Annotated in this window: 20 protein-coding genes and 2 tRNA genes; 13 read left to right on the top strand and 9 right to left on the bottom strand. The window is 42.1% G+C overall.

Annotated elements, in window-relative coordinates:
* The first annotated feature begins 51 nt into the window (after window positions 1-51).
* From mgtE to JMX89_RS11645, 5 genes are all read left to right on the top strand, one after another.
* Window positions 52-1455 carry a magnesium transporter gene (gene mgtE, locus JMX89_RS11665; protein ID WP_201532467.1) on the top strand — a complete coding sequence of 468 codons (1404 nt, stop codon included), beginning with the start codon at window positions 52-54 and terminating at the stop codon, window positions 1453-1455.
* Between the two features lie 150 nt (window positions 1456-1605).
* Window positions 1606-2070: a dUTP diphosphatase gene (dut, locus tag JMX89_RS11660; protein WP_020442863.1), complete on the top strand. Its 465-nt coding sequence runs from the start codon at window positions 1606-1608 to the stop codon at window positions 2068-2070.
* Window positions 2071-2163: 93 nt separating this feature from the next.
* The gene (locus JMX89_RS11655) at window positions 2164-3978 is read left to right on the top strand and encodes a phosphomannomutase (protein ID WP_201532466.1); all 1815 of its coding nucleotides are present in this window, start codon (window positions 2164-2166) and stop codon (window positions 3976-3978) included.
* A gap of 100 nt (window positions 3979-4078) precedes the next feature.
* On the top strand, window positions 4079-4978 hold the full coding sequence (gene argB / locus JMX89_RS11650) for an acetylglutamate kinase (protein ID WP_181210695.1): 900 nt from the start codon (window positions 4079-4081) through the stop codon (window positions 4976-4978).
* 27 nt (window positions 4979-5005) lie between these two features.
* Window positions 5006-5239 carry a hypothetical protein gene (locus JMX89_RS11645; RefSeq protein WP_201532465.1) on the top strand — a complete coding sequence of 78 codons (234 nt, stop codon included), beginning with the start codon at window positions 5006-5008 and terminating at the stop codon, window positions 5237-5239.
* A 31-nt stretch (window positions 5240-5270) separates the two neighbouring features.
* Here JMX89_RS11645 and JMX89_RS11640 read toward each other — a convergent pair whose 3' ends face one another.
* Window positions 5271-5642 carry a Spx/MgsR family RNA polymerase-binding regulatory protein gene (locus JMX89_RS11640; RefSeq protein ID WP_020442859.1) on the bottom strand — a complete coding sequence of 124 codons (372 nt, stop codon included), beginning with the start codon at window positions 5640-5642 and terminating at the stop codon, window positions 5271-5273.
* Between the two features lie 226 nt (window positions 5643-5868).
* Between JMX89_RS11640 and leuS the strand changes: the two genes are divergently transcribed.
* The 7 genes from leuS to JMX89_RS11605 all read left to right on the top strand — a co-directional run bounded on the left by leuS (window position 5869) and on the right by JMX89_RS11605 (window position 14922).
* The gene (gene leuS, locus JMX89_RS11635; protein WP_227673088.1) at window positions 5869-8586 is read left to right on the top strand and encodes a leucine--tRNA ligase; all 2718 of its coding nucleotides are present in this window, start codon (window positions 5869-5871) and stop codon (window positions 8584-8586) included.
* Window positions 8587-8699: 113 nt separating this feature from the next.
* Window positions 8700-9359 carry an LPS assembly lipoprotein LptE gene (gene lptE, locus JMX89_RS11630; RefSeq protein WP_201532463.1) on the top strand — a complete coding sequence of 220 codons (660 nt, stop codon included), beginning with the start codon at window positions 8700-8702 and terminating at the stop codon, window positions 9357-9359.
* Window positions 9360-9432: 73 nt separating this feature from the next.
* The gene (gene holA / locus JMX89_RS11625) at window positions 9433-10509 is read left to right on the top strand and encodes a DNA polymerase III subunit delta (protein WP_133105512.1); all 1077 of its coding nucleotides are present in this window, start codon (window positions 9433-9435) and stop codon (window positions 10507-10509) included.
* 235 nt (window positions 10510-10744) lie between these two features.
* On the top strand, window positions 10745-12121 hold the full coding sequence (locus tag JMX89_RS11620; protein ID WP_201532462.1) for an efflux RND transporter periplasmic adaptor subunit: 1377 nt from the start codon (window positions 10745-10747) through the stop codon (window positions 12119-12121).
* Window positions 12122-12215: 94 nt separating this feature from the next.
* On the top strand, window positions 12216-14213 hold the full coding sequence (locus JMX89_RS11615) for a MacB family efflux pump subunit (protein WP_201532461.1): 1998 nt from the start codon (window positions 12216-12218) through the stop codon (window positions 14211-14213).
* Between the two features lie 338 nt (window positions 14214-14551).
* A tRNA-Lys gene (locus JMX89_RS11610) sits at window positions 14552-14627 on the top strand.
* A gap of 219 nt (window positions 14628-14846) precedes the next feature.
* Window positions 14847-14922: transfer RNA gene (locus tag JMX89_RS11605), tRNA-Lys, on the top strand.
* A 57-nt stretch (window positions 14923-14979) separates the two neighbouring features.
* On the opposite strand, the gene JMX89_RS11600 is transcribed toward JMX89_RS11605, so the two are convergent.
* Both JMX89_RS11600 and JMX89_RS11595 read right to left on the bottom strand, forming a co-directional pair.
* Window positions 14980-15762, bottom strand: coding sequence for an MBL fold metallo-hydrolase (locus JMX89_RS11600; RefSeq protein WP_201532460.1), 783 nt, complete (start codon window positions 15760-15762; stop codon window positions 14980-14982).
* A gap of 280 nt (window positions 15763-16042) precedes the next feature.
* Window positions 16043-18130 (bottom strand): catalase, encoded by a 2088-nt coding sequence (locus JMX89_RS11595; RefSeq protein ID WP_201532459.1) that lies wholly within the window; start codon window positions 18128-18130, stop codon window positions 16043-16045.
* Between the two features lie 445 nt (window positions 18131-18575).
* On the opposite strand from JMX89_RS11595, the gene JMX89_RS11590 reads away from it, so the two are divergent.
* Complete coding sequence (locus JMX89_RS11590) at window positions 18576-19373, top strand: dienelactone hydrolase family protein (RefSeq protein ID WP_201532458.1); 798 nt, start codon at window positions 18576-18578, stop codon at window positions 19371-19373.
* 90 nt (window positions 19374-19463) lie between these two features.
* Here JMX89_RS11590 and JMX89_RS11585 read toward each other — a convergent pair whose 3' ends face one another.
* The 6 genes from JMX89_RS11585 to JMX89_RS11560 form a co-directional block, all read right to left on the bottom strand.
* Window positions 19464-20117, bottom strand: coding sequence for a DUF938 domain-containing protein (locus JMX89_RS11585; protein WP_201532457.1), 654 nt, complete (start codon window positions 20115-20117; stop codon window positions 19464-19466).
* 74 nt (window positions 20118-20191) lie between these two features.
* Window positions 20192-20656 (bottom strand): flavodoxin family protein, encoded by a 465-nt coding sequence (locus JMX89_RS11580; protein WP_201532456.1) that lies wholly within the window; start codon window positions 20654-20656, stop codon window positions 20192-20194.
* Window positions 20657-20724: 68 nt separating this feature from the next.
* Window positions 20725-21135 carry an OsmC family protein gene (locus JMX89_RS11575; protein ID WP_201532455.1) on the bottom strand — a complete coding sequence of 137 codons (411 nt, stop codon included), beginning with the start codon at window positions 21133-21135 and terminating at the stop codon, window positions 20725-20727.
* A gap of 56 nt (window positions 21136-21191) precedes the next feature.
* Window positions 21192-22298, bottom strand: coding sequence for an LPO_1073/Vpar_1526 family protein (locus JMX89_RS11570; RefSeq protein WP_201532454.1), 1107 nt, complete (start codon window positions 22296-22298; stop codon window positions 21192-21194).
* Entirely contained in the window at window positions 22288-22494 is a 207-nt protein-coding gene (locus JMX89_RS11565; protein ID WP_201532453.1) for a hypothetical protein, read from the bottom strand. The genes JMX89_RS11570 and JMX89_RS11565 overlap by 11 nt, the downstream gene beginning before the upstream one ends.
* Before the next feature lie 101 nt (window positions 22495-22595).
* The gene (locus JMX89_RS11560) at window positions 22596-23426 is read right to left on the bottom strand and encodes a TIGR02391 family protein (protein WP_201532452.1); all 831 of its coding nucleotides are present in this window, start codon (window positions 23424-23426) and stop codon (window positions 22596-22598) included.
* Window positions 23427-23724 lie beyond the last annotated feature (298 nt).

The following is a 23724-nucleotide window of genomic DNA, read 5'->3' as shown; positions in this document are numbered from 1 at the left end:
CTTAGCTCTTAGTCATTGTTATTTATATATTTTGAAAAACTTGGAACTTTTATGCCCGCTCCTACGCCAAATTCTGCACGACCATCGACACGACAGGGAGATTATAATCCGGCTGAATCTAACGCTGAGTATAAACTACTCTATTTGCAAGAGTTGGTTGCGGACAAGGCTTTTGAAGCGATTACTGAGTTTTTAGGGAAGCAGTCAGAATATGAGATTGCCAACTTACTAGAATCGTTCCCGACTCAGAGCCGACTACTGATTTGGGCACAAGTACCAGAAAACATCAAAGGTGAAGTATTAGCTGAGCTAGAGTTTGATACACGCCAGCCATTGATGGAAAATATCTCGTCAAAAGAGATATCGCTGTTTACTCAAGATCTTGATGCACAAGACATCTCAGAGATTTTAGACACCGTTACCGAAAGCGTGCGTACTTCAGTGATGGCAACTTTGGATGAAGAAATACGCATTCAGGTCAATAAACTCGATACCTATGCCGACTGGGAAGTTGGCAGCTATATGGATCCTGAGCTTATTCAAGTCCAAGAAGACATGACGCTGGCTGATGTTCAAAACTGGCTGCGAGAAGATATTGAGCTGCTTGATGATGAAAGCCAAGAGCTATTGGTTGTCGATCAAAGCCAGCAACTGCTTGGCTTATTAAGTCTGGCTGATTTGATTAAGCATGACCAAAGTACCTTAGTTGCTGATTTGATTGATAGCGCTATTACCATCAATGATCGCTTGGACATTCAAGATGCGGCGGCGATTTTTCGCTCAGAAGACATTCGTTTTGCCCCAGTGATTAACAGTCATGGCGAACTGGTTGGCCAACTAAACGGTGAGGACATCATGGAAATTATCCAAGATGATGTCGATAGCACCATGAAAAACCTTGCTGGTGTCAGTCAAGACGAAGAGCTGTTTGCGCCTATTTTGACCAGTGCAAAAAGCCGTAGTATTTGGCTTGGTATCAATTTATGTACGGCACTATTAGCCGCTGCTGTAATTGGACAGTTTGAAGCCGTATTAGCAAAAGTGGTGGCTCTAGCGATTCTTATGCCCGTAGTTGCCAGTATGGGCGGTATTGCAGGCTCGCAGACGCTTACTGTCGTCATTCGCGGTATGGCAATGGGACAAATTGGTGGCTCTAACCGCGTATGGCTATTAAATAAAGAGCTGTGGGTTGGGGCGATAAACGGTATCATATGGGCGATAATTATGGCGTTTATTGCGCAATTGTGGTTTCATAACATTAAAATCAGCGCGGTCATCGGTCTAGCGATTGCGATTAATATGACCGCTGCCAATGTCTCGGGCATTAGTATTCCACTGATGCTAAAGCGCATGAATATTGATCCGGCATTATCTGCCTCTGTTATCCTAACCACGGTAACGGATATTGTTGGCTTTATGTCGTTTTTGGGCTTGGCAAGTATACTGATTCTTTAATCAATCGCTTATTAAAATTTAGAAACTAAAAGTTAAAAATCAGCAGCTATTTATAAAAATAGTTGTTGTTAAGCAATTAAATTTAAAAATTAGGGCACGCCCTAAATTCATTCTGTTTATAAAACCATTAAATCGTTAAGTGAGTGCGTTATGCAAGCTGTACAAGTTAAAGTCTTAAACCCTAAAATCACTGAAGATAAAGCGTTTTCTTTGCCTACTCGTGCCACTGACGGCAGCGCAGGTATTGATTTGCGCGCTTGTATTGATGAGCCTTTAACGATTAAAGCGGGTGCTACCCATTTGATTGGTACTGGTTTGGCGGTTTATATACAAGATCCAAACTTTGCAGGCATGATTTTACCGCGTTCAGGTCTTGGACATAAGCATGGTATTGTTTTGGGTAACTTAGTTGGACTTATCGATGCTGATTATCAAGGTGAGCTGATGGTCAGTATTTGGAATCGTAGTCAGGAAGACTTTGTATTAAGTCCTGCAGAACGCATGGCACAATATGTGGTTGTCCCTGTTGCCCGCCCTGAATTTGAAGTCGTGACAGAATTTAGTGATACCAGTGCGCGCGGTGCTGGTGGTTTTGGACACTCCGGTCGTCAGTAGTAGCTATTCTAAAATAACGATCAGCTATACGCCTAATACTCTTAGACGATTTATTTATCATTCATATTTATCACGATAATAAGGAAGTAAAAGATGCCGTTTTTTGCTGCGCAGCACTCCTTATTTCGTGCTTATGATATTCGCGGTTCGCGCCAGCACTTTACTGATGACTTTATACAAGCCTTAGGGTACGCTTTTGCGCATCTTTATCACGTTCAACAAGACAGTGATAACAAAAAAAATATCGTCGTGATTGGCTATGATGTACGTCGTGATAGCGATGTCATTGCTTACAGACTTGCTAATACATTGAGCGAATGCGGTCTACAAGTTATCCAATTGGGACTGATTACCACGCCTATGATGGTATTTTGGGCAGAGCAATATCAGGGACATGGCATTATCGTAACTGCCAGTCATTCTGCGAGAGATGTTTTAGGTATTAAGTGGTTGGTCAATCATCAATCCCCTAGCGTTGAAGAAATTCAAATGCTTTACCAGCAAGTGACTCAGCAGCAACTAGCTCTACGTTCTTTAGATAACAGCATGCTTGAAAAAAGTGGTTTGCCTAAAGATGGTCTGCAAGAAACTGGTTTTGAAATCACTGATTTTCAAAAAGTAATCGTTAAAAAAGACAATCAAAAAGGCTATAAAGCGTCAAGCACTCCACGACATGTAGTGGATAACCCTATTAGCAATCAGCAAATGTCTTTATCGCCTGAGCAAGTAGCAGCGCATTATATCGATGCTATTGTGCAAGTGTTTAAAGCGCTCTATCCGCATGATAACCAATCATTTCTTACCAAGCTAGATTTGGTGGTTGTTATCGATTGTATGCATGGTGCGACCAGTCATATCGCTCAGCAATTATTTGAGCGATATTGCCAAAATGTCATCATGCTTAATAACGTCCCAAACGGAGATTTTCCTGCTGGCAATCCCGATCCTACCGAGCCAAATCGGCTCACACAGTTGCAGCAAAGCGTCGTTAATCATCAGGCAGATATAGGTATCGCCTTTGACGGTGATGGCGACCGACTAATGATCGTCGATAATATAGGCAAGGTAGTCACACCCGATCACTTGCTCTACTTATTAGCAAAGGTGATATTGACTGAGCGTCCAGTCGCTTGTACCCAGTTGCAATCTCCACCGCAAATTCTCTTTGATATTAAATGTTCGCATCATTTGCCGAAGCTACTGACTAAACTTGGCGCAGAACCTATCATCAGCAAAACTGGCAGTAGTCTAATGCGCCAACAGATGCAGGACTCTGCTGGGCAAATCGTATTTTCTGGAGAGTTATCGGGGCATTTTATCTTTAACGACAGTCGCTTTATTGTCTATGATGATGCCATGTATGCAGCTTTAAGACTGTTGCATTGGCTGGCAGCTGGTAACTCAAATAGTCTAAATCCTACAACAAATCTTGCTAATATCATCTATCAATTACCAAACATTGTCAGTACTGCCGATCATTATTTACCGCTGCCAGTAAGTACGTCAACCGATTGCTCAATCATTGAGCAGCTAACTCGACTATGCGTGTATTTACAACAACTCATAAAAGTAACCGCTCCACTGCCTGTTCAGGCTGAATATCAAGTACTCAGTACCTGTCAGCGGACGCTTTGTAGTTGCTCTATAAAAAGCCTCACTATCAGCATAGAGCAAGCCAAAGACTTATTGCCAATAGGTACAACTCTGAGTTGTATTGATGGCGTGCGTCTAGATTTCGCCCATGGTTTTGGCGTACTGCGTCAATCAAATACCAGTCACAATTTAACCGCGCGCTTTGCAGGAGACAGCATGGCACACCTACAAGATATTCAAGCAAAATTTGCCGCGCTATGTTTGCCTTTTGATGAAAATCTAGCTGCGCAGATTGTAGCTATTTCCCCTCAGTAGTCAGTTATCAAAACTATTTTTTATCACAAATGTAACTTTGTTATTTATGACTTTTTATAACAACAACCAATCGCTTAACACCGTATTTTAGGAGTTTATAATGACCTTGAATTTAGATGAAGCCAAAATTACTGCTGAAGTCTTGACCACCGCCCTGCCCTATATTCAACGCTTCGTCGATAAAATCATTGTGGTCAAATACGGCGGCAATGCCATGACCGATCCTGCGCTTGAAAGCTCATTTGCCCGAGATATCGTCCTACTCAAAACTGTTGGTATGCATCCTGTGGTCGTACATGGTGGCGGTCCACAAGTGGATAATTTATTAAAAGAGCTTGGGCGGCACTCAGACCGTATCGATGGGATGCGCGTTACTGACAAGGACACCATGGATATCGTCGAGATGGTACTTGGCGGCAATGTTAATAAATCGATTGTGAGCTTGATCAATAAACATGGCGGCTGCGCTATCGGCTTGACGGGTAAAGATGCCAACTTAATCTTGGCTAAAAAATTGATGATGGAAAAAATCGGCACAGATGGTGTTGCTGTACCGGTAGATTTGGGCTTTGTCGGGGACGTGGTCAGCGTCAATAAAGACGTGATTAACATGCTGATTGCTTCTGACTTTATTCCTGTTATCGCCCCTCTTGGCGTCGATGAAGAAGGCAATACTTATAATATCAATGCCGATTTGGTTGCTGGTAAAGTCGCCGAATTCTTGCAGGCAGAGAAACTCATGCTATTAACCAATATCAAAGGGGTATTGGGTCGTGATGGCGAAGTCGTCACTGGTTTGACGCCTAAGACTGTGGACAGCCTAATTGAAGATGGTACGATTTCAGGCGGCATGATTCCTAAAATTCAATGTGCGCTTGATGCCGTTCGTAGCGGCGTAAAAAGTGCTGTTATCGTCGATGGCCGCGTACCGCATGCGACGCTGTTAGAGATTTTTACCAACGAAGGTGTTGGTACATTAATCAGTCGAGATCTAGGCTAATCATTGGCAGAATAGCAGGAGTAAATCATGGCATTGTGGCTTTGGTGTCTACTTTTTATCTTAGAAAGCCTGTACTGCTGGTGGATTATTGGCTATGGTGGCGCAAAATGGATAGAAGGGTGGAAGTCATTTTTCCTCATTGAGTGGTTTGCACTAGATTGGAATGCCGAACAAATTCGCTTTTACGTCTTGCTTATATGGCTCGCAAGTGTGATTTGGTTTATTTTAGGTGTTACAAAGCCCGAGCTAAGAGGTTCTTAGCTCGGGCTTTATTGATGGTAGCAGTAGTCTTTTACGAAAAAACTTTATCAAACTCGGCTTCATCAAAGCCACATAATAATATCGGCTTATTTTTATCAGTCAGCTCACCTTCAACTATCGGACGCTTAATCATACTGGTATTTTCAATGAGTAAATCAATGGATTTATCCACATCGCTATCCGCCGCTTGCTTTTGAGCATCTTCTAGCTTACGCCATGTCGTTCCGCGTTTGTTTAATACTTTATCAATACCTAGGCTATCCACCCAGCGCTGTATCGTTTCTTTATCAATATCTTGTTTTTTATAATCATGAAAGTTATAGCTAACGCCCAACTCATCAAGCTTGGTAAAGGCTTTTTTCATGGTGCTACAAGATTTGATACCGTAAATAGTGATGGTCATAATGTCTCCTTGTCAATGAACGTTACTGTTTATTATACTCAAATAATGCTTGAAGCTGGCACATGGCAAATGTAGATATCGGCAAGCGCCGAATATAAGCTGAAAAGCCACTAGGTAATCAATGAAAGGCGACATCCTATCGTCGCAATTTTCGCCAAATTAAGCTATGCTATGGCATTATAAAATTTCACCCCATTTATCTGTAATAACCGATTCCGAGCCAACTATGACCAATGCCGTAACAGCAGAAACTGCTAATACTAACCATACTAATAATACTTCTAGCGACAAGACCCAATATCAGCCGCAACTTATCGAAGCGCAGCAGCAAGCCAAATGGGCAACAGATAAGCGTTTTGAAGTCAGCAATGAGCCAAGCGATAAGCCAAGCCGTTATATGCTGTCTATGTTTCCGTACCCAAGTGGTAAGCTGCATATGGGTCACGTGCGCAACTATACTATTTCTGATGTATTAAGCCGTTATTATCGCCTTAAAGGTTATGAAGTCATGCAGCCAATGGGCTGGGATGGTTTTGGCTTGCCAGCAGAAAACGCCGCGATTGCCAATCAGACGCCGCCTGCCAAGTGGACGTTTGAGAATATCGACAGTATGCGCGCCCAGCTAAAATTGCTTGGCTTGTCTATTGACTGGTCACGTGAATTTGCCACTTGTAGCCCTGAATATTATCAGTGGGAGCAGTGGTTGTTTTTGCAGTTATATAAAAAAGGCTTGGTCTATAAAAAGCTTGCAACCGTCAACTGGGATCCAATCGACAATACTGTATTAGCCAATGAGCAAGTCATCGATGGTAAAGGCTGGCGTAGTGGTGCAATGGTCGAGAAGCGCGATATCCCAATGTATTACTTTAACATCACCGATTATGCTGATGAGCTGCTTGATGATTTAGACCAGTTAGAAGGTCATTGGCCGTCTGAAGTGCTAACCATGCAGCGTAACTGGATTGGTCGTAGTGCCGGTATGGAAGTCCATTTCCCTTATGAGCTGGCTGGTCAAAGCAATAGCTTAGACGTCTTTACCACTCGTCCTGATACCTTGATGGGTGTCACTTATGTGGCAGTGGCCGCAGAGCACCCGCTAGCCCAATATGCCTCCGAGAATAATAAAGCGATTGCAGAGTTTTGTGCCCTTTGCAAGAAAGGCTCAGTCGCTGAGGCAGACCTTGCTAAAGCCGAAAAAATTGGTATGGATACTGGCCTAACTGTGACCCATCCATTGACTGGCGAAGAAGTGCCTGTTTGGGTTGCCAATTATGTACTTATGAGCTATGGCTCAGGTGCGGTAATGGCAGTACCTGCTCACGATGAACGCGACTATGAGTTTGCAACCAAATATAACTTACCGATTAAGCAAGTCATTGACATTCCTGCAGGGTATTTTGATAAGGTAGAAGCTGACGCCGAAGCGAATAATACTGAGAGCAATCGTGCTTATACCGAGCGCAATACTCTAGTCAATTCAGGCGAATTTGATGGCATGGACTTTGAGCAAGCGTTTGAAGCCATGCTTGCTAAGCTTGAGCCTCAGGAGCTTGCCAAGAAAAAAATTCAATACCGTCTCCGTGATTGGGGTGTTTCACGCCAGCGTTATTGGGGCTGCCCTATCCCAATGGTCAACTGCGAGCATTGCGGCACCGTGCCAGTTGAAGAACAAGATTTGCCAGTTGTCTTACCGACTGATGTCGTCCCTGACGGTCGTGGCAATCCACTAAAAAATATCCCAGAATTTGTGAATACCACTTGCCCTAAATGTGGCAATCCTGCTGAGCGCGAAACCGATACCTTTGATACCTTTGTAGAATCAAGCTGGTACTATGCGCGCTTTGCCAGCCCACACGATACAACCAATATGGTCAATAAATCTGCCGCCAATAAATGGTTGCCAGTTGACCAATATATCGGTGGTGTCGAGCATGCGGTGATGCATCTGCTTTATGCGCGCTTCTTCCACAAGCTCATGCGTGATGAAAACTTGGTATCAGGCGATGAGCCATTTGCCAATTTGATGACTCAAGGAATGGTACTTGCAGGTACTTTCTACCGCGTGAATAGCGATGGCAGTACCACTTATTACTTTACCGAAGACATCGATATTGACTTTAACGAGCGCGGTCAGCCGATTAAAGCCATCCTAAAATCAGATGGACAGCCGGTAACGATTGGCAAAATCGAAAAAATGTCAAAGTCAAAAAATAATGGTGTCGACCCGCAGCTTACCATTGATAAATATGGCGCTGATACCGTTCGTCTATATACTTTGTTTACAGCCCCTGCGGATCAAACGCTTGAATGGTCAGATGACGCGCTCAAAGGTCCTTATAACTTTGTTAAAAAAGTATGGCGCATTGCTTCTGAGCATATCCAAGCGTTAACTGATGCCAACTTAAGTCTTGAATCGCTCAATAGTGATACCTTAAATACGGATAGCTTAAGCAAAGAAGCTAAAGCCTTGCGCCGTAAGACGCATGAAACCATTGGCAAGATTGATAGTGACTTGGGTAAACGCCTAGCACTAAATACCCCTGTCTCTAGCTTGATGGAACTTGCTAATGAGCTGAGCAACTTTAAAGCTAATAGCGAGCAAGAGCTGCAAGTACAGCACGAAGCCTTGACTGATTTATTGATTATGCTATCGGTATATGCGCCACACATTGGTGAGCATTTACTTGAGCAATTAGGGCTTGATACCGTCACCTTAAATTACCCTATGGTCGATGAAAGTGCATTGGTACAAGATATGATTACCATGGTGATTCAGGTCAATGGAAAAATGCGCGGCAAAATGGATGTGGCACCTAATAGCGACCCTGAGCAGCTAAAAGCACAGGCACGCGCGATTGAAGGTGTGGCAAAGTTCCTGACCGGTGATATCAAAAAAGAGATCGTCGTACCTAATAAACTGGTTAATATCGTGGTTGCTGGCTAGAGATAATTAAACGCGGATATTTTAGGTTTTCTTATCATAATAAGAATAGCGATTATGACGGATAAGCACCATGCTATGCCGTCATATCAAACAACATGTAAGGGAAAAAGCACATGCCTAATAAGTCGAATAGACAGAAACTAGCGACCGCATTACTTGCATCTTTGCCAATGCTTGCCATCGTCGGGGCGACTGCCAGTCTTAGTGGCTGCGGCTTTCAACTACGCGGTTATGATGCGCCCATGCTGTTTGATGTGGCGAAGACCGCGGTAATTATCGAAGATAATCGCACCGCATTCCCACTAAAGCTGCCTCTCACAAAACGCCTTGAGGCATTGGGCGTTAATGTCATTACTAACATGACATTGACGGATGTCGCTAGTAACAATCAAAACGTAGGCGCTGAAACCATCGCTGCGATTACCGTCAATAACGTACGTTTTAAGCGTTATGAATTGGTCGGCGTATTAACAGAAATTCGCTTGGTGATATCAGCCGATGTTAGCTATCAAAGCATAGATAATGGTAAGCCTGTAACGCTCAGTAATCCGATTCAAGTTGAACGTAGCTATCAGTATAACGAAGCGTCAGTGAGCACCGACGATCAGCAAGGTGATCAAATTCGTGAATGGCTCTATGACAGTTTAGCAAGACGTATCACCGATCAATATGTCGCGATTGCCCTGCCAAAGGTAACACCTGCCAGCGCCACTACTTCTGCGCAAATCGGTAAAGGTACAGGCGTTACGGCGATTCTTGTACCCAAACCTTAATATGGCTCAAATGTAGCTTAGCAATTTTTTGGCTTTGCTTTTTTATTCACAACTTTGTGTGCGTCAGTATTTTATGCAAGATACTTTTATACAAGCTTATCCAAAGCTACAGCGATCCTCAGTTGCTGTAGCAGGCTTGTGGCTAGCACATGGTGACGAGCCATTATTAAGTCAATGGCTCATCGATGCGCTGCGTCCACATTGGCGCGCGCAGAATTACGCCATTAAGCGTATTGAGCTTATATCGGTTAAGAGCTGGCAAGAAGTATTGTCAGAGCTTGGCAGCCAGTCTTTATTTGATGATGCTAGTGCCTTGATTGTCACAGGCAACCATAAACCTGATAAGGCAGTCATTATAGAACTTGAACGCTTTGCACAGGACGCTCAAGCAGGTAGCCACAGTCATAGCTTATTATGGTTGACCCCAAAACAAGACAAACGCGCTCAGAGCAGCAAGTGGTTTACGCCATTTGCGCAATATGGTCACGTCATCGACTGTAATTTGTATAATGAGCAGCAGCGTCAGCAGTTATTGCAGATACAAGCGCAGCAGTTTGGCTTAAAGCTATCGCAAGAAGCGTGGCAGCTACTCATGTCACATACTGAACATCATTTGCTCAGTGCCTATCAAACCTTATGGCGCTTATCTTATTTGTTTGCCCCACAACTCATGGCAAATAATGATGCTGCCATTCAAGAAACTACAAACTCTAGCCCGCACCTATCACAGGTCGCACTAGGTATTAATGACTTACAAGCGGCATTGGTCAGCGATGCGCAGTTTAGCGTGTTTGATTTGTCCGATGCGATGCTTGCTGGCAATAGTGCCCAAGTCGCTAAAATCATATTTCAGCTCAAAGCCACGGATGAGCCAACGACACTGGTGTTATGGGCAATCAGTAAAGACATGCGGCAAATCATGCAACTGATGGATGGACAAGATCCGCAAGCCTTAGGTATTTGGCGCAGTAAACAAGGCTTATATCAGCAAGCCTGTCGTCGTCAGGCAAAAGCGCAAACAGCTGCGTGGCCTGCTCTGCTTTATCGCTGTGATCAGGCAATCAAAGGTCTTATCATCCAGCCAGCATGGGAGCTATTACTACAAGCTGCGTTAGAATTATCAGGAAAACGTTTGTTCCCTACTAAATAACCAAAGTGATGAATTCTTAGTTATTTATCAGTCAGTAACCAATAGTACCTCTAATAACGATATTATTTCTTAACCTGCTTTTTCAACGATAAACTTCCTGCACAAATCCAAATCTCCTCTGCAAAACCTGCCTCAATATTTCTTCTTAACCTTTCGCAAACTAACTCCCATTCCCTTTTGTCCATCGAGCCTCTATTATAGTTACATTTGATTTTCTTGTTATTGGATTGTCGTCATGCGCAAAATTAGCAAAAACTCTGCTATTAAATGGGGCATTATTGCCCTCGTCATTATCGCTTTAGGGGTTTTAGCCTACAAAACCTTAAAACCAAAAGAAGTAACACCCAACTATCTAACGGCGACTGCTGAGATTGGCGATATCGAAAATAACGTTATGGCATCGGGTAAAGTTAAGGCTTTAAATACCGTCGATGTTGGTGCGCAAGTATCTGGTGAAGTGACGCGACTATTCGTTGAAGTCGGTGATGAAGTGCAAAAAGGCGATTTGATTGCGCAGATTGACCAAGTAACGCAGAAGAACAGCCTGAGCAATGAGCAAGCAAGCCTTGAGCAAAGTGAAGCGGCGCTACAAAGTGCACGAGCTGAGTCGTTAAGTCGTCAAGCAGGTTTAAAAAGTGCGCAGGCAGATCTTGCCAGCCGCCAAGCTGAGTTAAGACAAGCGCAAGCAGATTTTTCACGCTTGCAAGGCTTACTCGCTATCGACGCGATATCACAGCAGGATTATGATACTCAAGGGACAAAGGTACAAACTGCGCAGGCAGCAGTCGCCAATGCGCGTGCCTCTATCGATACTGCTAAAGCCGCTATTGCCACTACTGCAGCGAATATTAACAGCCAGCAGGCAGCATTACGTAAATCTCAAACCAACGTCAGCACCGCGCAAGAAGATTTAAGCTACACCACCATTCGCGCGCCGATGTCAGGTACTGTAGTATCGGTAACGACTGAGCAAGGGACGACGGTCAATGCCAATCAAAGTGCACCGACCATTGTTACCTTAGCTGATTTATCTACCGTACGCATCAATGCTCAAATCTCTGAAGCTGACGTCATTAATGTCAAAGCAGGCTTACCTGTTTATTTTAATATCATCGGTAATCCCGACCAAAAATATGATTCGATCCTTAAAGCTATTGAACCGGCTCCTGAAAAAATCAGTGATACCAGCTCGACCGATGCCGCCATTTATTACGTTGGTTATATCGAAGTGCCCAATACCGAGCGCCGCTTTCGTATCGATATGACCGCGCAAGTTTATATTGTCATTAACCAAGCCAAAGATGCGCTACTTATCCCTTCTGCCGCACTGCAACCTGCCGGTAAAACTGGAAAATCTAAAAATTCAAAAAATGTTAGTACTAAGAATACTGTGACGAATGTTGACAGTGATTCTACGGCGACTATGGCAAATGTACGCGTTCTTAAAGCTGATGGCACAGTGGTTGAACAAGCTGTCACAGTTGGTATCAATAACCGCGTCAATGCGGAGATATTGAGCGGTCTTAAAAAAGGTGACGAGGTTATCTTAAGCGAGGAAGGACCAGATAGTGGCAGTAAAGGCGGTGGTGGCAGAGGCGGCCGACCATTTTAGTCCGAACTCTAGACTCAAACATAACAAGATTTAAAAGACATTCAAACGAGCGACAAATCAGCTTTGATATTGATTAAGATAAGCAGGATAGTAAATGAGCAGCCAAGATCTTTATGCTAACGCCGACACTGATAAGCCTTTGATGCAAGTCAAAGGCTTGATTAGAGAGTTTAAAGCGGGCGAGCAGACCATTCGTGTATTGCACGATATCAATCTAACCATCCATCAAGGCGAGATGGTGGCTATTATTGGACAATCAGGCTCAGGCAAATCAACCTTGATGAATATTTTGGGCTGCTTGGATCAAGCGACTGCCGGCGATTATCAAGTATTTGGTCAATACGTGAATCGTTTAGCTCCTGATGAACTGGCAAAACTGCGCCGTGAACACTTTGGTTTTATTTTTCAGCGTTACCATCTATTGGGTGACATCAGTGCCCGTGACAATGTCTCTGTGCCTGCCGTCTATGCAGGGATGGACGGGCAAGCGCGCAATGAACGTGCCGAAAAGCTCTTATCAGACTTGGGACTGGCGGACAAAGTCAATAATCGCCCAAGCCAGTTATCGGGTGGTCAGCAGCAGCGTGTGTCCATCGCAAGGGCATTGATGAACGGCGGTGATATTATCCTAGCGGATGAGCCGACAGGCGCGCTAGATAGCAAGTCAGGCAAAGATGTCGTACAAATTTTAAAAGACTTAAATGCGCAAGGTCATACCATTATTATGGTAACGCATGACCCCAGTCTTGCTGCTCAAGCTGAACGCGTGATTGAAATCAAAGACGGTTATATCATTGCCGATTATAAAAACGAAGACTATCAGCGTCCAGCAGCACAACCTGCGTCGATAATAGACAAACACCGTAAAAGTGCTTTTGGCAGCTTTATCGACCGCTTGCTTGAATCGTTTAAAATGTCTTTACTTGCTATGCGTGCGCACAAAATGCGTACTCTGCTGACAATGCTAGGTATCATCATTGGTATCGCCTCTGTGGTATCGGTCGTTGGACTCGGTAAAGGCTCACAAGAGCAGATTTTGTCCAATATTAGCTCACTAGGTACCAATACCATCACCGTCACCGACGGCTACCCTTACGGCGATCCTAGACGTCAGTATAATGATGATAACTTGACCCCTCAGGATGCCCAAGCGGTCGCAGATCAGCCTTATGTGCTTAGTGTCAGTCCACAGCTGAATAGCAATATGAGCGTCCGCTATCGTAACATCCAAGAAGCCGCCAGTATCAGCGGAGTAGGTAAAGATTATCTCGATGTCAGCGGTGAAACATTGGCAATGGGTCAAGGCTTTGATGAACAAAGTATCTTACGCCGCACCCAAGATATTATTATCGACAGCAATGCACATAAAACTTTCTTTCCTACTATAGCAAACCCTATTGGTGAGGTACTATTAATAGGAAGTGTTCCTGGACGCGTGATTGGAGTACTGGAGCCAAACGAAGGCGGGTTTAGTAGAAGCGTCGACACCCCTACTTTATATATGCCCTATACCACCATGATGTCACGGCTCATAGGCAGCGCCTATATCGAGAGTTTTATTGCGCTGATTGATAATAACATCTCCTCTTCTGCCGCTGAGTCTGCCATCTCAGATCTGATGACAAGCCGTCACGGTACCGATGATTTTCGCATACGTAACTCCGACTCTATCCGTCAAACCATTGAGTCTACAACGGCAGCATTGACCTTGCTGATATCCTCTATCGCCATTATCTCGCTGATTGTCGGCGGTATTGGCGTCATGAATATCATGTTGGTATCCGTGACCGAGCGCACCAATGAGATTGGCGTACGTATGGCAGTCGGTGCTCGTCAAAGCGATATCATGCAGCAGTTTTTGATTGAAGCTATTTTAGTCTGTATATTAGGTGGTTTATTAGGCATTGGTATGGCGTTTGCTATTGGCGAACTGATTAACCGTGTTGGTGGTGATAGCTTTAAAGTCATTTATTCTTCGACCTCCATTATTGCCGCCTTTGTTTGTTCGACACTTATTGGCGTGGTATTTGGATTCTTGCCTGCCCGTAATGCCGCCAAATTGGATCCTGTTGAAGCGCTCTCTAGAGATTAGTAAGATTTTAAGCAAAAATTTTCAAACATCATTTTTAAAATAACAAACTATCCGCGATAATAGGTGACTCGATAGCCAAATAAGAGTCAAAGTTAAAAAACATTCATTATTATCTAAGATTTTTAACTTTTTTGCTGATTCGGGGTTGTATTTGTCTTAATTATATATATAATGTGCTCTCACGTTTAGAGATACAAATTATCTAAATGTGAAACGAGTTTGATGCCTCTTTTGATATTGAGCAGTCGATAAATAAAGACCTTAAACTTACCGAAAATTCCCTTAAAAGAATTTTCACTTGTAGAGTCAAAAAAGCAGTGCTTTTTTTATACTCTTCAGGGCCGATAGCTCAGTTGGTAGAGCAGTTGACTTTTAATCAATTGGTCCCGCGTTCGAGTCGCGGTCGGCCCACCATCTTTAGTATTACGCTTGTTATGTATGCTACTCTATCCGGTAGTGATGTAATAAGTTTAAAGACATCCTTTTTGATGTCTAGTTTTAATAAATTTCTCTTTAAGGAAATTTATCTTGCAGTAAATGCAAACCTAGCTTGGATGCTGAGTTTTTAGAATTTACGAAAATGTAAATTCTCTTGCGCTCAGACGAAGCAGTGCTTCGTTTTATCCTCGCTCAGGGCCGATAGCTCAGTTGGTAGAGCAGTTGACTTTTAATCAATTGGTCCCGCGTTCGAGTCGCGGTCGGCCCACCATATTTAGGAAAGCCCAATCATTTAATGATTGGGCTTTTTTTTGTTTGTATTATTTGATTAAGGGGTATCTACTCTTTTACGAGCAAATTTAACTTGTGCAAGCATGAGCTTAAAACCATTTTGTAACGTTGTTTTGCGTGGTTCATTCGGTGCCCGTTCTATCAATTTTTCGAAGTCTTTATCGCTAAGCTTAACTCTTTTATCATGTGCCAGTAATAAAGTATCTGGTTGCAGGGCTTTTACCTTGTCCAATGACGTACGGTAAGCGTCAGGTAAGGTAATTAAATAAGGCGAGACAAATCTATTTTTGATGATTAATATGAGATCGGCGGTATACGCCTGCTTGCTTTGCGGATGCCATAAAGACAAGTCTCGATCGGTATGCCCTGGCGTCTCCAAGACGATCCAATCGTCAAAACTTGGCACACGGTCACCATCTTTAACAGTGATATCCGCTTTTAAAATGGGGTGATACCAGACGTTGGTCATAGACTTATTTTGGCGACTGGCGACATAATAAGTCAATCCCAAATCATTCAGATGGGCAATTCTACCCAAAACACCATGATACCAAGGCTTGTCGGACATTGCGGTAACTATCTGACAGCCAGTTTTTTGCTGCAACAGCTTAGCGCCGCCCGCATGATCGGGATGCATGTGAGTGACCATGACTGTCTTAAGTTGCTCAACTGGACGTTTTAGAGTGTCGGTGATATACGCTAAAATCTTATCGACATCACATCGACACCCTGAATCTAATAATAATAACTTGTCAGGATAAACCGCCATATACGTTGTCTGAATATATCCCTCTATCGCAACGATATCTACTAAACTCATAATATCCCTTTATCTAATATAACGCTTATATTAGCCATTTAAATATCCATATATGAAAGCAAAGGCTATATTTAACCAGCTTACTCATTGCCGTATTCTTGATGTTATTAAGCAATATGATTGGTCATTATAACGTTCAATAACGGTTTATAAGTGATATTCAGTGAACGCTTGTGACTAAAAATTATTTAGGCTGAAGACTAAAAAATTCTTATAAAAAAACCCAGCACAGTGGCTGAGTTCATTGTTGGAGATTTAAATACGAATATATTAAGCTAAATTAAGCTAAGTCACGAACCTTTGGCTCACGTTCCCATAGGCGCGATTTGGCATTTTCAATAAAGACGTCCACATCAGATAGTGGCGTGACAAAGGCATCTTTTTCAATCGGTAGTTTACTTAAGATAAACTCGTCCGTTGCCCCGCAATAAGAAATCGCTTTACAGTGCACATAAGCATCTGTGAACCAATCTAACGTAGCACTGTCTTTAGCCAACTTCTTAGCTTGGTCAGGCATGATGATACTAACCACGGCATCAAACATCACGGATGGACCCCCTGCTACGCGCTCATCAGCTTGTATGATGGTATCATCGTCCAATTTGACTTCTTTATTCGGTGCAATAATTTTGACACTGGCACCTTGCGCTTGCGCTGCCTTCTCATACTTCTCTATTTCACTATGCTTTGAGCCTTCCGCTACCAAAATACCAATCATGCGACCCTTTAAGCTCTTAGGTGACAGACCAATCGTTCTTACGGCTGGAGAGATTTCCATATCTTGAATAGGTGCGGCAGATTCAGCAGCTTCCGGCAGCTCCATACCCAACGCTTTTGCTACGCGACTTGCCAAATCTTCATCGATATTACGTAGATGACTAAGCGTACGACTACGGACATGCGCTGTATCTACTTTACCTAGCTCAAAAGCATAGGCTGAGGCAATGTGTGCTTGTTCAACTGTCGTTTGGCTGCGATAGAACATACGTGGCTGACTATAATGATCCGCGAAGCTCTCAGCGCGCACGCGACCTTTAACACCATCATCTAGCGTCTCAGCAAAAGATCCAAAGCCTTTCTTCACACTCTCACGTGGTCTGGTAGGATCAAGACTTTGTGGCTCATAAAGCACACGCGTTTTTGGCACTTGCATCTGCATATGACCATCTTGCTGATTATTAGCAAATGGACATTTTGGTGCATTGATTGGAATTTGTGCAAAATTTGGTGAGCCTAAGCGCGATAACTGAGTGTCCAAGTAGCTGAACAGACGACCTTGTAATAAGGGATCATTACTAAAATCAATACCCGGCGGTACATGCGATGGACAGAAAGCTACTTGCTCTGTTTCAGCAAAGAAATTATCAGGATAACGATTTAGTACCATTTTACCGACGATTTTGACGGGCACCATTTCTTCTGGAATCAGCTTGGTCGCATCTAAATGATCGAACGGAAAGTCATTGGCTTCTTCTTCCGTGAATAATTGCACACCAAACTCCCATTCAGGGAAATCACCGTTATTAATCGATTCAAACAAATCGCGGCGATGATAATCAGGATCGGCACCAGAGATTTTTACCGCTTCATCCCATGTCGTTGATTGCACGCCGAGCACTGGTTTCCAATGGAAACGCATAAAGGTACTTTTGCCTTCTTTATTAATTAGGCGATAACTATGAATACCAAAACCTTCAATCATGCGTAAGCTACGTGGTATCCCGCGATCACTCATCAACCAAATGACGTTGTGCATGGTTTCAGGACTTAATGAGACAAAATCCCAAAACGTATCATGAGCGGACGCCGCTTGCGGAAAACCACGATCCGGTTCAGGTTTGACTGCATGGACAAGGTCTGGAAATTTCATTGCATCTTGGATAAAGAAAATCGGCATGTCATTACCGACCAAATCCCAGTTGCCTTCTTCGGTATAAACTTTGACTGAAAAGCCACGTACATCACGCGGTGTATCTTTTGAGCCTTTACTACCTGCAACAGTTGAAAAACGCGTAAATAGTGGCGTTTGTTTTCCAATCTCAGTCAAAATTTTAGCCGTGGTATATTCTTCTAATGACTCGGTCAGCTCAAAATAACCGTGTGCGGCACTACCACGCGCATGCACAATACGCTCAGGAATACGCTCATGGTCAAAGTGATGTATTTTCTCACGTAAGACAAAATCCTCCAATAGCGTTGGACCGCGCGGTCCGGCTTTGAGTGAGTTTTGATTGTCCGAGATTGGCACACCCTGTTGGGTAGTCAATACTTTGGTGTCATCACCTGCACGTTGATGGGTTTCACCACCATTGCCACGTTCCATATTCATGTCTTTAGCGGGGTCAGTATGATCAATATTCTTATTCATAAAATATCCTAGCTAGCTGATGAGTAAAAATGGACTATAACTAGACCATTTAATAAGCACTAACACAGTTTTTATATCCGTAGCGATAGTGGCTACTTCAAATGTCCGTTTATTTTCTGTGTTGTAGCACGGTTAAAGATAAAAACTGATTCAAGCACTCTTGAGATAGCAATGCTGAGCTCAACAATTATCTTACTCAAAAATTTTGCTCAGGTATGTCAACTATATGGTTAAGCGTGTTGATATTTGGTTAAGAAAATCAGGCATTAGTTAAATTTATAAACGATAGAAACACTTATTATTTTTAACAATATAGCGTTGTTATGTTGTTATTCTTTACGCTATCCTGTAAAAGGTGTCTGCTCATTAGGGTTAAAAGGGTGGATCGGTTTTGAAATAGGCTATTTTTCACTGACATTTTTTAACTAACATAATGAGGCTACCCATGACATTCACATCCACTTCTATTAAATCATCTAAGCGCTACGGCGAAAAACTATTGTACAGCGCCTCTGTAGGCTTAACAGCACTACTACTTAGCCAAACAGCGGCAGCGATTACCACTAAAAATGTCACTTATACGGTAGATAATCAACCCTATGAGGGCTATTACGCCAAAGCCGATAAACCCAATGCGCCATTTATATTACTGATTCATGATTGGGATGGGCTCACCGATTATGAGCGCAAGCGCGCTGATATGTTGGCAAGTGAGGGCTATAACGTACTGGCTGCTGATATGTTCGGGAAAGGTATCCGCCCGACAACTATTGAAGATAATAAACGCCTAACCGGTGCACTATATGACGATCGCAGCAAAATGCGCCGCTTACTTCAAGGCGCATTGAACGCTGGTCAAGCGCAAGGCAATGATGCACGCACAGGTGTAACGATGGGCTATTGTTTTGGCGGTACGGTTGCTTTAGAGTTAGCACGCTCAGGATTCCCACAAAAAGCGTTTGTCCCTTTCCATGGTGCCTTTGACACCCCAATAGGTCAAAGTTATGATAAGACGACTGGCGAGATATTGGTATTTCATGGCTCTGCGGATGAATCCGTTTCCCTTGAAAGCTTTGCCACTTTGGGTAAGACGTTAGAAGCGGCAAAAGTGCCACATGAGATGCTAACCTATAGTGGTGCGCCACATGCATTTAGTGTGTTCGGAAGCGATAGATATGATGCCCGTGCTGATGAGCGTTCTTGGAAACGTTATTTAGATTTTTTAGCAGAAGCCTATAAGTAATTTGACTGTATGTAAACAACATAAGTAGCTCTAAATAAAAAGACCTCTCAATCAATCGTAATTAAGAGGTCTTTTTATGCCAAAGCTTCATTATCTAATTTTTTGAAATACCAATAGCTGGTTATTGGCTGGCATCGCATATTTATCAGATAGGTTTAGATGATGTGTTTTTGCCAAAGCTATTATGTCTTCTAAATGACGAATGCCGCTCTTTGCGTCGCGTTGCCTGAGACTACTATCAAACTGCTGATTACCCGCGCTGGTATAATGTCCGTTTTCATTAAATGGTCCATATACGATTAACTTTCCATTTATAGGTAAAGCCTCACCTACTAACTTAAATAATTGCTCAACCAGCAACCATGAGATGATATGCAGAGTGTTAGCAGTAAATACCGCATCATAGGGCTGATTGCTAGCAAGACTCATCGGTAATGAATCCACTGCCAAATCAAAAGCCAGTGGTGCATATAAATTGGGCGCAGGATAAGCAGCATGCCAAGCATTAATAGTCGCATGATGGGCTAACACATCACTGGTCTGCCATGTTAAATGGGTCAATCTTGGCGCAAAATAAACGCTATGCTGACCCGTCCCTGATCCTACTTCTAATACATGGGTAGAGTCTTTCAACTCTTGCTGTAAAACATCCAAAATTGGCTGTTTATTATTTTCACATGCTTGAGAAAATGGTATTCCGGTAGGAGCAATAGATTGGCTATTATCTAAATCATTATTAAACACTGCTAATATCCTTATATGCCTTCGTTATCACAGCTTTGATAGGAATAATGACTACAAGCAAAGCATTAAAAAAACTAATAAATACCCGCTTCTACCCCAGCTGCTAGTGTCATAGCAAGCTCTTCGACTTGCTCAGTAAATGCCTCTTGCCAATCACCTTGTAAAATCAGAGCTTCTTGAATCCATTCCCAACGCAGTCCAGTGGTAATCGTCTTCATAGCAAGTTTAGTGCCCGTACCATCATGCCCTGCTCGAATATATAACGCGAACGGCATGCCCTGCTTCTTCTCTAACACCGGATAGTAACAGCGATCAAAGAAGTCCTTGGTCATTCCAGCCATATAAGCCAAGTTCTCAGTAGTACCTAGGAGTAGCGCATCAGCAGCCAACACATCTGCAGGCTGGGTATCTTGTGGCGACTTCAATATGACATTGATATCTATATCGGGATGATTGGCACCATCATAAGCCGCTTGTGCTAATTTTTTGGTATTAGGCGATGGTGCATGAGCAACGATAAGCAAGGTTTTGGTAGCCATATTAATCACCATTATAGAGGTTACTAGTTTTTGGAATTAGTAGTTCTTGGAATCAGTAGTTCTTGGAATCAATAGCTCTTAGAATTAATAGTCACTTTTTGAATGATATCAGGATGAATACTTTTCGCAACTGGGCAAGTAAGCGCAGTGTTATAGAATATTTTTTGCGTTTTATCATCTAGATTTTGATTAAAAGTAATGGCAACATGTACTTCGCTGACACGTCTGGGGTCAGCTGCCATTACTTTCGTTACTTCAGCGGTAGTACCTGCGATATCAATCTCCATATCACGAGCTTTGATACCAATAATGGTCAACATACAACTGGCTAAGCTGGTTGCCAATAAATCAGTCGGTGAAAAGGCTTCACCCTTACCCTGATTATCTATTGGTGCATCGGTAATGATTTGATTATTCGACTGTAGGTGGATGGCGGTAGTGCGTAGGTCGCCTTGGTAGGTGACTTTTGAGGTTGTCATATCGTGCCCTTTATAAACTATAAAACAGTATGAATATTACTGTTCAAAAATATATTTTAATCAAGCGATGGAAGGTTTTTATCGCATCTTTGTGCATTGGAATGAGCCAATACTCTTCCTACAGAAGTAACTTCAGCACCTATATTTATACTATTCCACCACTTCTTAAGAGTATTTAAACTAGCTCTGTCATCCCAGTGTTCTATAAATAATCGAATATTTTCATTCTTAATATTTATATCTTGCGAATAAAGATCATATATCATGTTGACTGCTTTTTTCTGACTATTTGATAAAGCTACAGACTTAGGAACAAGAAACCCTTGCTGAAAAAGCTGTTTTGTTAAGACAAGAGATTCAATCTGCTGTCTATTTGAAATAGGTACTCTTACAAATTCAGAGTTCAAAGCATGCTCAGTTATAATGCTTTTAGGTAACTCATTTGCTTCAATAATACTCATTGCTCTATCAAAATTTTCAGAATTTTTCTTTATTCCTACATCTACATATCCATATAATTGTTCAGGGTAATACTCCTCTATTTTCCTTAGGGTACCAATTGAACTCAAACGCACAGCGTCTAATATATCTAAGTGATCTAGCCAATCTCTACCCAAAGGCAAACTTCCATATAAAATTTTCTCGAATAATTCATTTAAAACGTCTAATCCTTGAAATATATCTCCTGTTACTGGAAAAAAACTATTTATTGTATGGAACACCGTTAATCCAAGTAAGGCATCATCGTCTATTTCATCTACGATTTTTACAGCACGATTGATTCCTGCACGTGCTACTCTATTTTCTCTTTTTTGGAATCTATGTACTAACAATTCGGAAAGAAGTTCATAGTCAACGGGTCTTTCAGTAGCAGCCGCGGTTTTTTGAGCCTCAACAAGTAATAATTGAAAGCTTGGATCTGCAAATGCTTCTAAAGCACCTTCTAAACTTTCCATCTTAGGCATTAGTCTACTCTCAAACTCATCAATTCTAATTTGAGCGATTTTCATTGCCTCTTCAGAGTAGTTCTCTTTCAACCGTAAATTCATTTCTTGAAAAACCTCACGAGCACGTTTTTCATCTATACCCATCACAAGTGTCATATTTTCAGCTTGGAAGTTACTAGAATTATTACCTGCTTTTTGGCTTTGCTTATCCATCATTTTTCTTATCTCCTATATTTATGTTTCCTCCAACCTGTATATTATTTGAGTTATCGCCACTTTTTTGTACTTGCTTATTTTTTTTACTCGAGACGAATAGTCCTAAAACTGCAACAAACAACCCAATTAAACCCAAAGGTAGAGCAATCGCTACTCCGCTAAAAAGCCACTCTTTATTTTCTGCAATCCAATTCATAGGTAGACTCTCTAATAATTCCATACAATATTTTACTAGGTGGCAGAGCTATTAAGCGATAAGAACTCTACTCAAATACAGTATATTACGACTTCATTCTTTTAATCTTGCCTAACTACTGATTCACTTTCTAAAATGAATAACTGATTTATTAGCATGAATTCTCGAATATCATCGCTCAAATTATGGCGAGGTTCTTGATGTGCTCGATTGTTACGATAAGCCATGAATACACTAGCAAACAAAGAAGCTCTCCCTTTAGATTCACCTGAATCTAAGTTCTCCCAGTACAAAACTGAATCATCACCTTGAAAGGCTTTTGCAAACAGCTTCGTGCTACTTTCGTGTTCTAAGCCAGTTCGCTCTCTGACTATAGTTTCAATCTTTCGGTATGCACTCATGATCGCATTGTCTGGACTTGTATTAAAATTCAACGCCAGTTCAATAAGGCGTGTATCCAGCAAAGCCATAGGAATAGTGAGAGGAAACTCACTAAAAACATTGTGCTCGCATTCCTTGTAAAGGTAAGCAGAATCATACCACCTAGCAGGACGAACTCGTTCAATATTATCGATATATTCTAAATCTTTCACTGTTAGACTTGAGCTAGATATACGTTCAAAAATTGATTTAGGAATGATATATTCGTTTATATTATCTGTATACTGCCTCAACAAATTTAAGACACATGCATATCCTTTTGGTCCCTCTCCGTTATAACCAGAGGCAAAACCACCTTTAATTATTATTTGAATATCATATTCAATGGTTAACAACAATGCATGAGCTTTTGAATACGTATCTTCAAAGGTAAGTATTTTTACGTCTTGTATATTTTCACCAGAATATATGAGCTGTATTACTGCCTTTTTACATGTTTGCGTAATACTGCTTTCGCCTAAATATTGAATACCTGCAAATTTAGCTTTCACTTGTTTTCCTTCCTTACCTTAATTGCCTGACGCAGTGCAAACTTCCATGACGGATAGTAATACATTTCCTATCAGATATAATCGTTAAATATCCTGTAAATCTAACACTGTTAGTACCAATCAACAATATAGATATAATGCACAAAACCACTTTAATAGATATTTCCATTCAGGTAGAGAAAATAATAATAAAAATAAACGACGACATAAAACGTCACACGAAAGAAAACCCCCAACGAATTAACGTTGGGGGTTATCTAGGAATAGAGAGCTGACGATGACCTACTCTCACATGGGC

The organism is Psychrobacter sp. DD43 (assembly GCF_904846555.1).
Classification (GTDB): Bacteria; Pseudomonadota; Gammaproteobacteria; order Pseudomonadales; family Moraxellaceae; genus Psychrobacter; species Psychrobacter cryohalolentis.
Note: the sequence above shows the minus strand (reverse complement) of the source record. Positions and strands in the feature narration are given on the sequence as shown.

Excerpts from the sequence above, each read along its gene's own strand:
- JMX89_RS11580 (WP_201532456.1), bottom strand. The coding sequence starts at position 20,656 with ATGGCTACCAAAACCTTGCTTATCGTTGCTCATGCACCATCGCCTAAT.
- leuS (WP_227673088.1), top strand. The coding sequence starts at position 5,869 with ATGACCAATGCCGTAACAGCAGAAACTGCTAATACTAACCATACTAAT.
- mgtE (WP_201532467.1), top strand. The coding sequence starts at position 52 with ATGCCCGCTCCTACGCCAAATTCTGCACGACCATCGACACGACAGGGA.
- JMX89_RS11600 (WP_201532460.1), bottom strand. The coding sequence starts at position 15,762 with ATGAGTTTAGTAGATATCGTTGCGATAGAGGGATATATTCAGACAACG.
- JMX89_RS11655 (WP_201532466.1), top strand. The coding sequence starts at position 2,164 with ATGCCGTTTTTTGCTGCGCAGCACTCCTTATTTCGTGCTTATGATATT.
- JMX89_RS11615 (WP_201532461.1), top strand. The coding sequence starts at position 12,216 with ATGAGCAGCCAAGATCTTTATGCTAACGCCGACACTGATAAGCCTTTG.
- JMX89_RS11640 (WP_020442859.1), bottom strand. The coding sequence starts at position 5,642 with ATGACCATCACTATTTACGGTATCAAATCTTGTAGCACCATGAAAAAA.
- JMX89_RS11565 (WP_201532453.1), bottom strand. The coding sequence starts at position 22,494 with ATGAATTGGATTGCAGAAAATAAAGAGTGGCTTTTTAGCGGAGTAGCG.
- JMX89_RS11620 (WP_201532462.1), top strand. The coding sequence starts at position 10,745 with ATGCGCAAAATTAGCAAAAACTCTGCTATTAAATGGGGCATTATTGCC.
- holA (WP_133105512.1), top strand. The coding sequence starts at position 9,433 with ATGCAAGATACTTTTATACAAGCTTATCCAAAGCTACAGCGATCCTCA.
- JMX89_RS11645 (WP_201532465.1), top strand. The coding sequence starts at position 5,006 with ATGGCATTGTGGCTTTGGTGTCTACTTTTTATCTTAGAAAGCCTGTAC.
- JMX89_RS11570 (WP_201532454.1), bottom strand. The coding sequence starts at position 22,298 with ATGATGGATAAGCAAAGCCAAAAAGCAGGTAATAATTCTAGTAACTTC.
- JMX89_RS11595 (WP_201532459.1), bottom strand. The coding sequence starts at position 18,130 with ATGAATAAGAATATTGATCATACTGACCCCGCTAAAGACATGAATATG.
- JMX89_RS11575 (WP_201532455.1), bottom strand. The coding sequence starts at position 21,135 with ATGACAACCTCAAAAGTCACCTACCAAGGCGACCTACGCACTACCGCC.
- argB (WP_181210695.1), top strand. The coding sequence starts at position 4,079 with ATGACCTTGAATTTAGATGAAGCCAAAATTACTGCTGAAGTCTTGACC.
- JMX89_RS11590 (WP_201532458.1), top strand. The coding sequence starts at position 18,576 with ATGACATTCACATCCACTTCTATTAAATCATCTAAGCGCTACGGCGAA.
- dut (WP_020442863.1), top strand. The coding sequence starts at position 1,606 with ATGCAAGCTGTACAAGTTAAAGTCTTAAACCCTAAAATCACTGAAGAT.
- lptE (WP_201532463.1), top strand. The coding sequence starts at position 8,700 with ATGCCTAATAAGTCGAATAGACAGAAACTAGCGACCGCATTACTTGCA.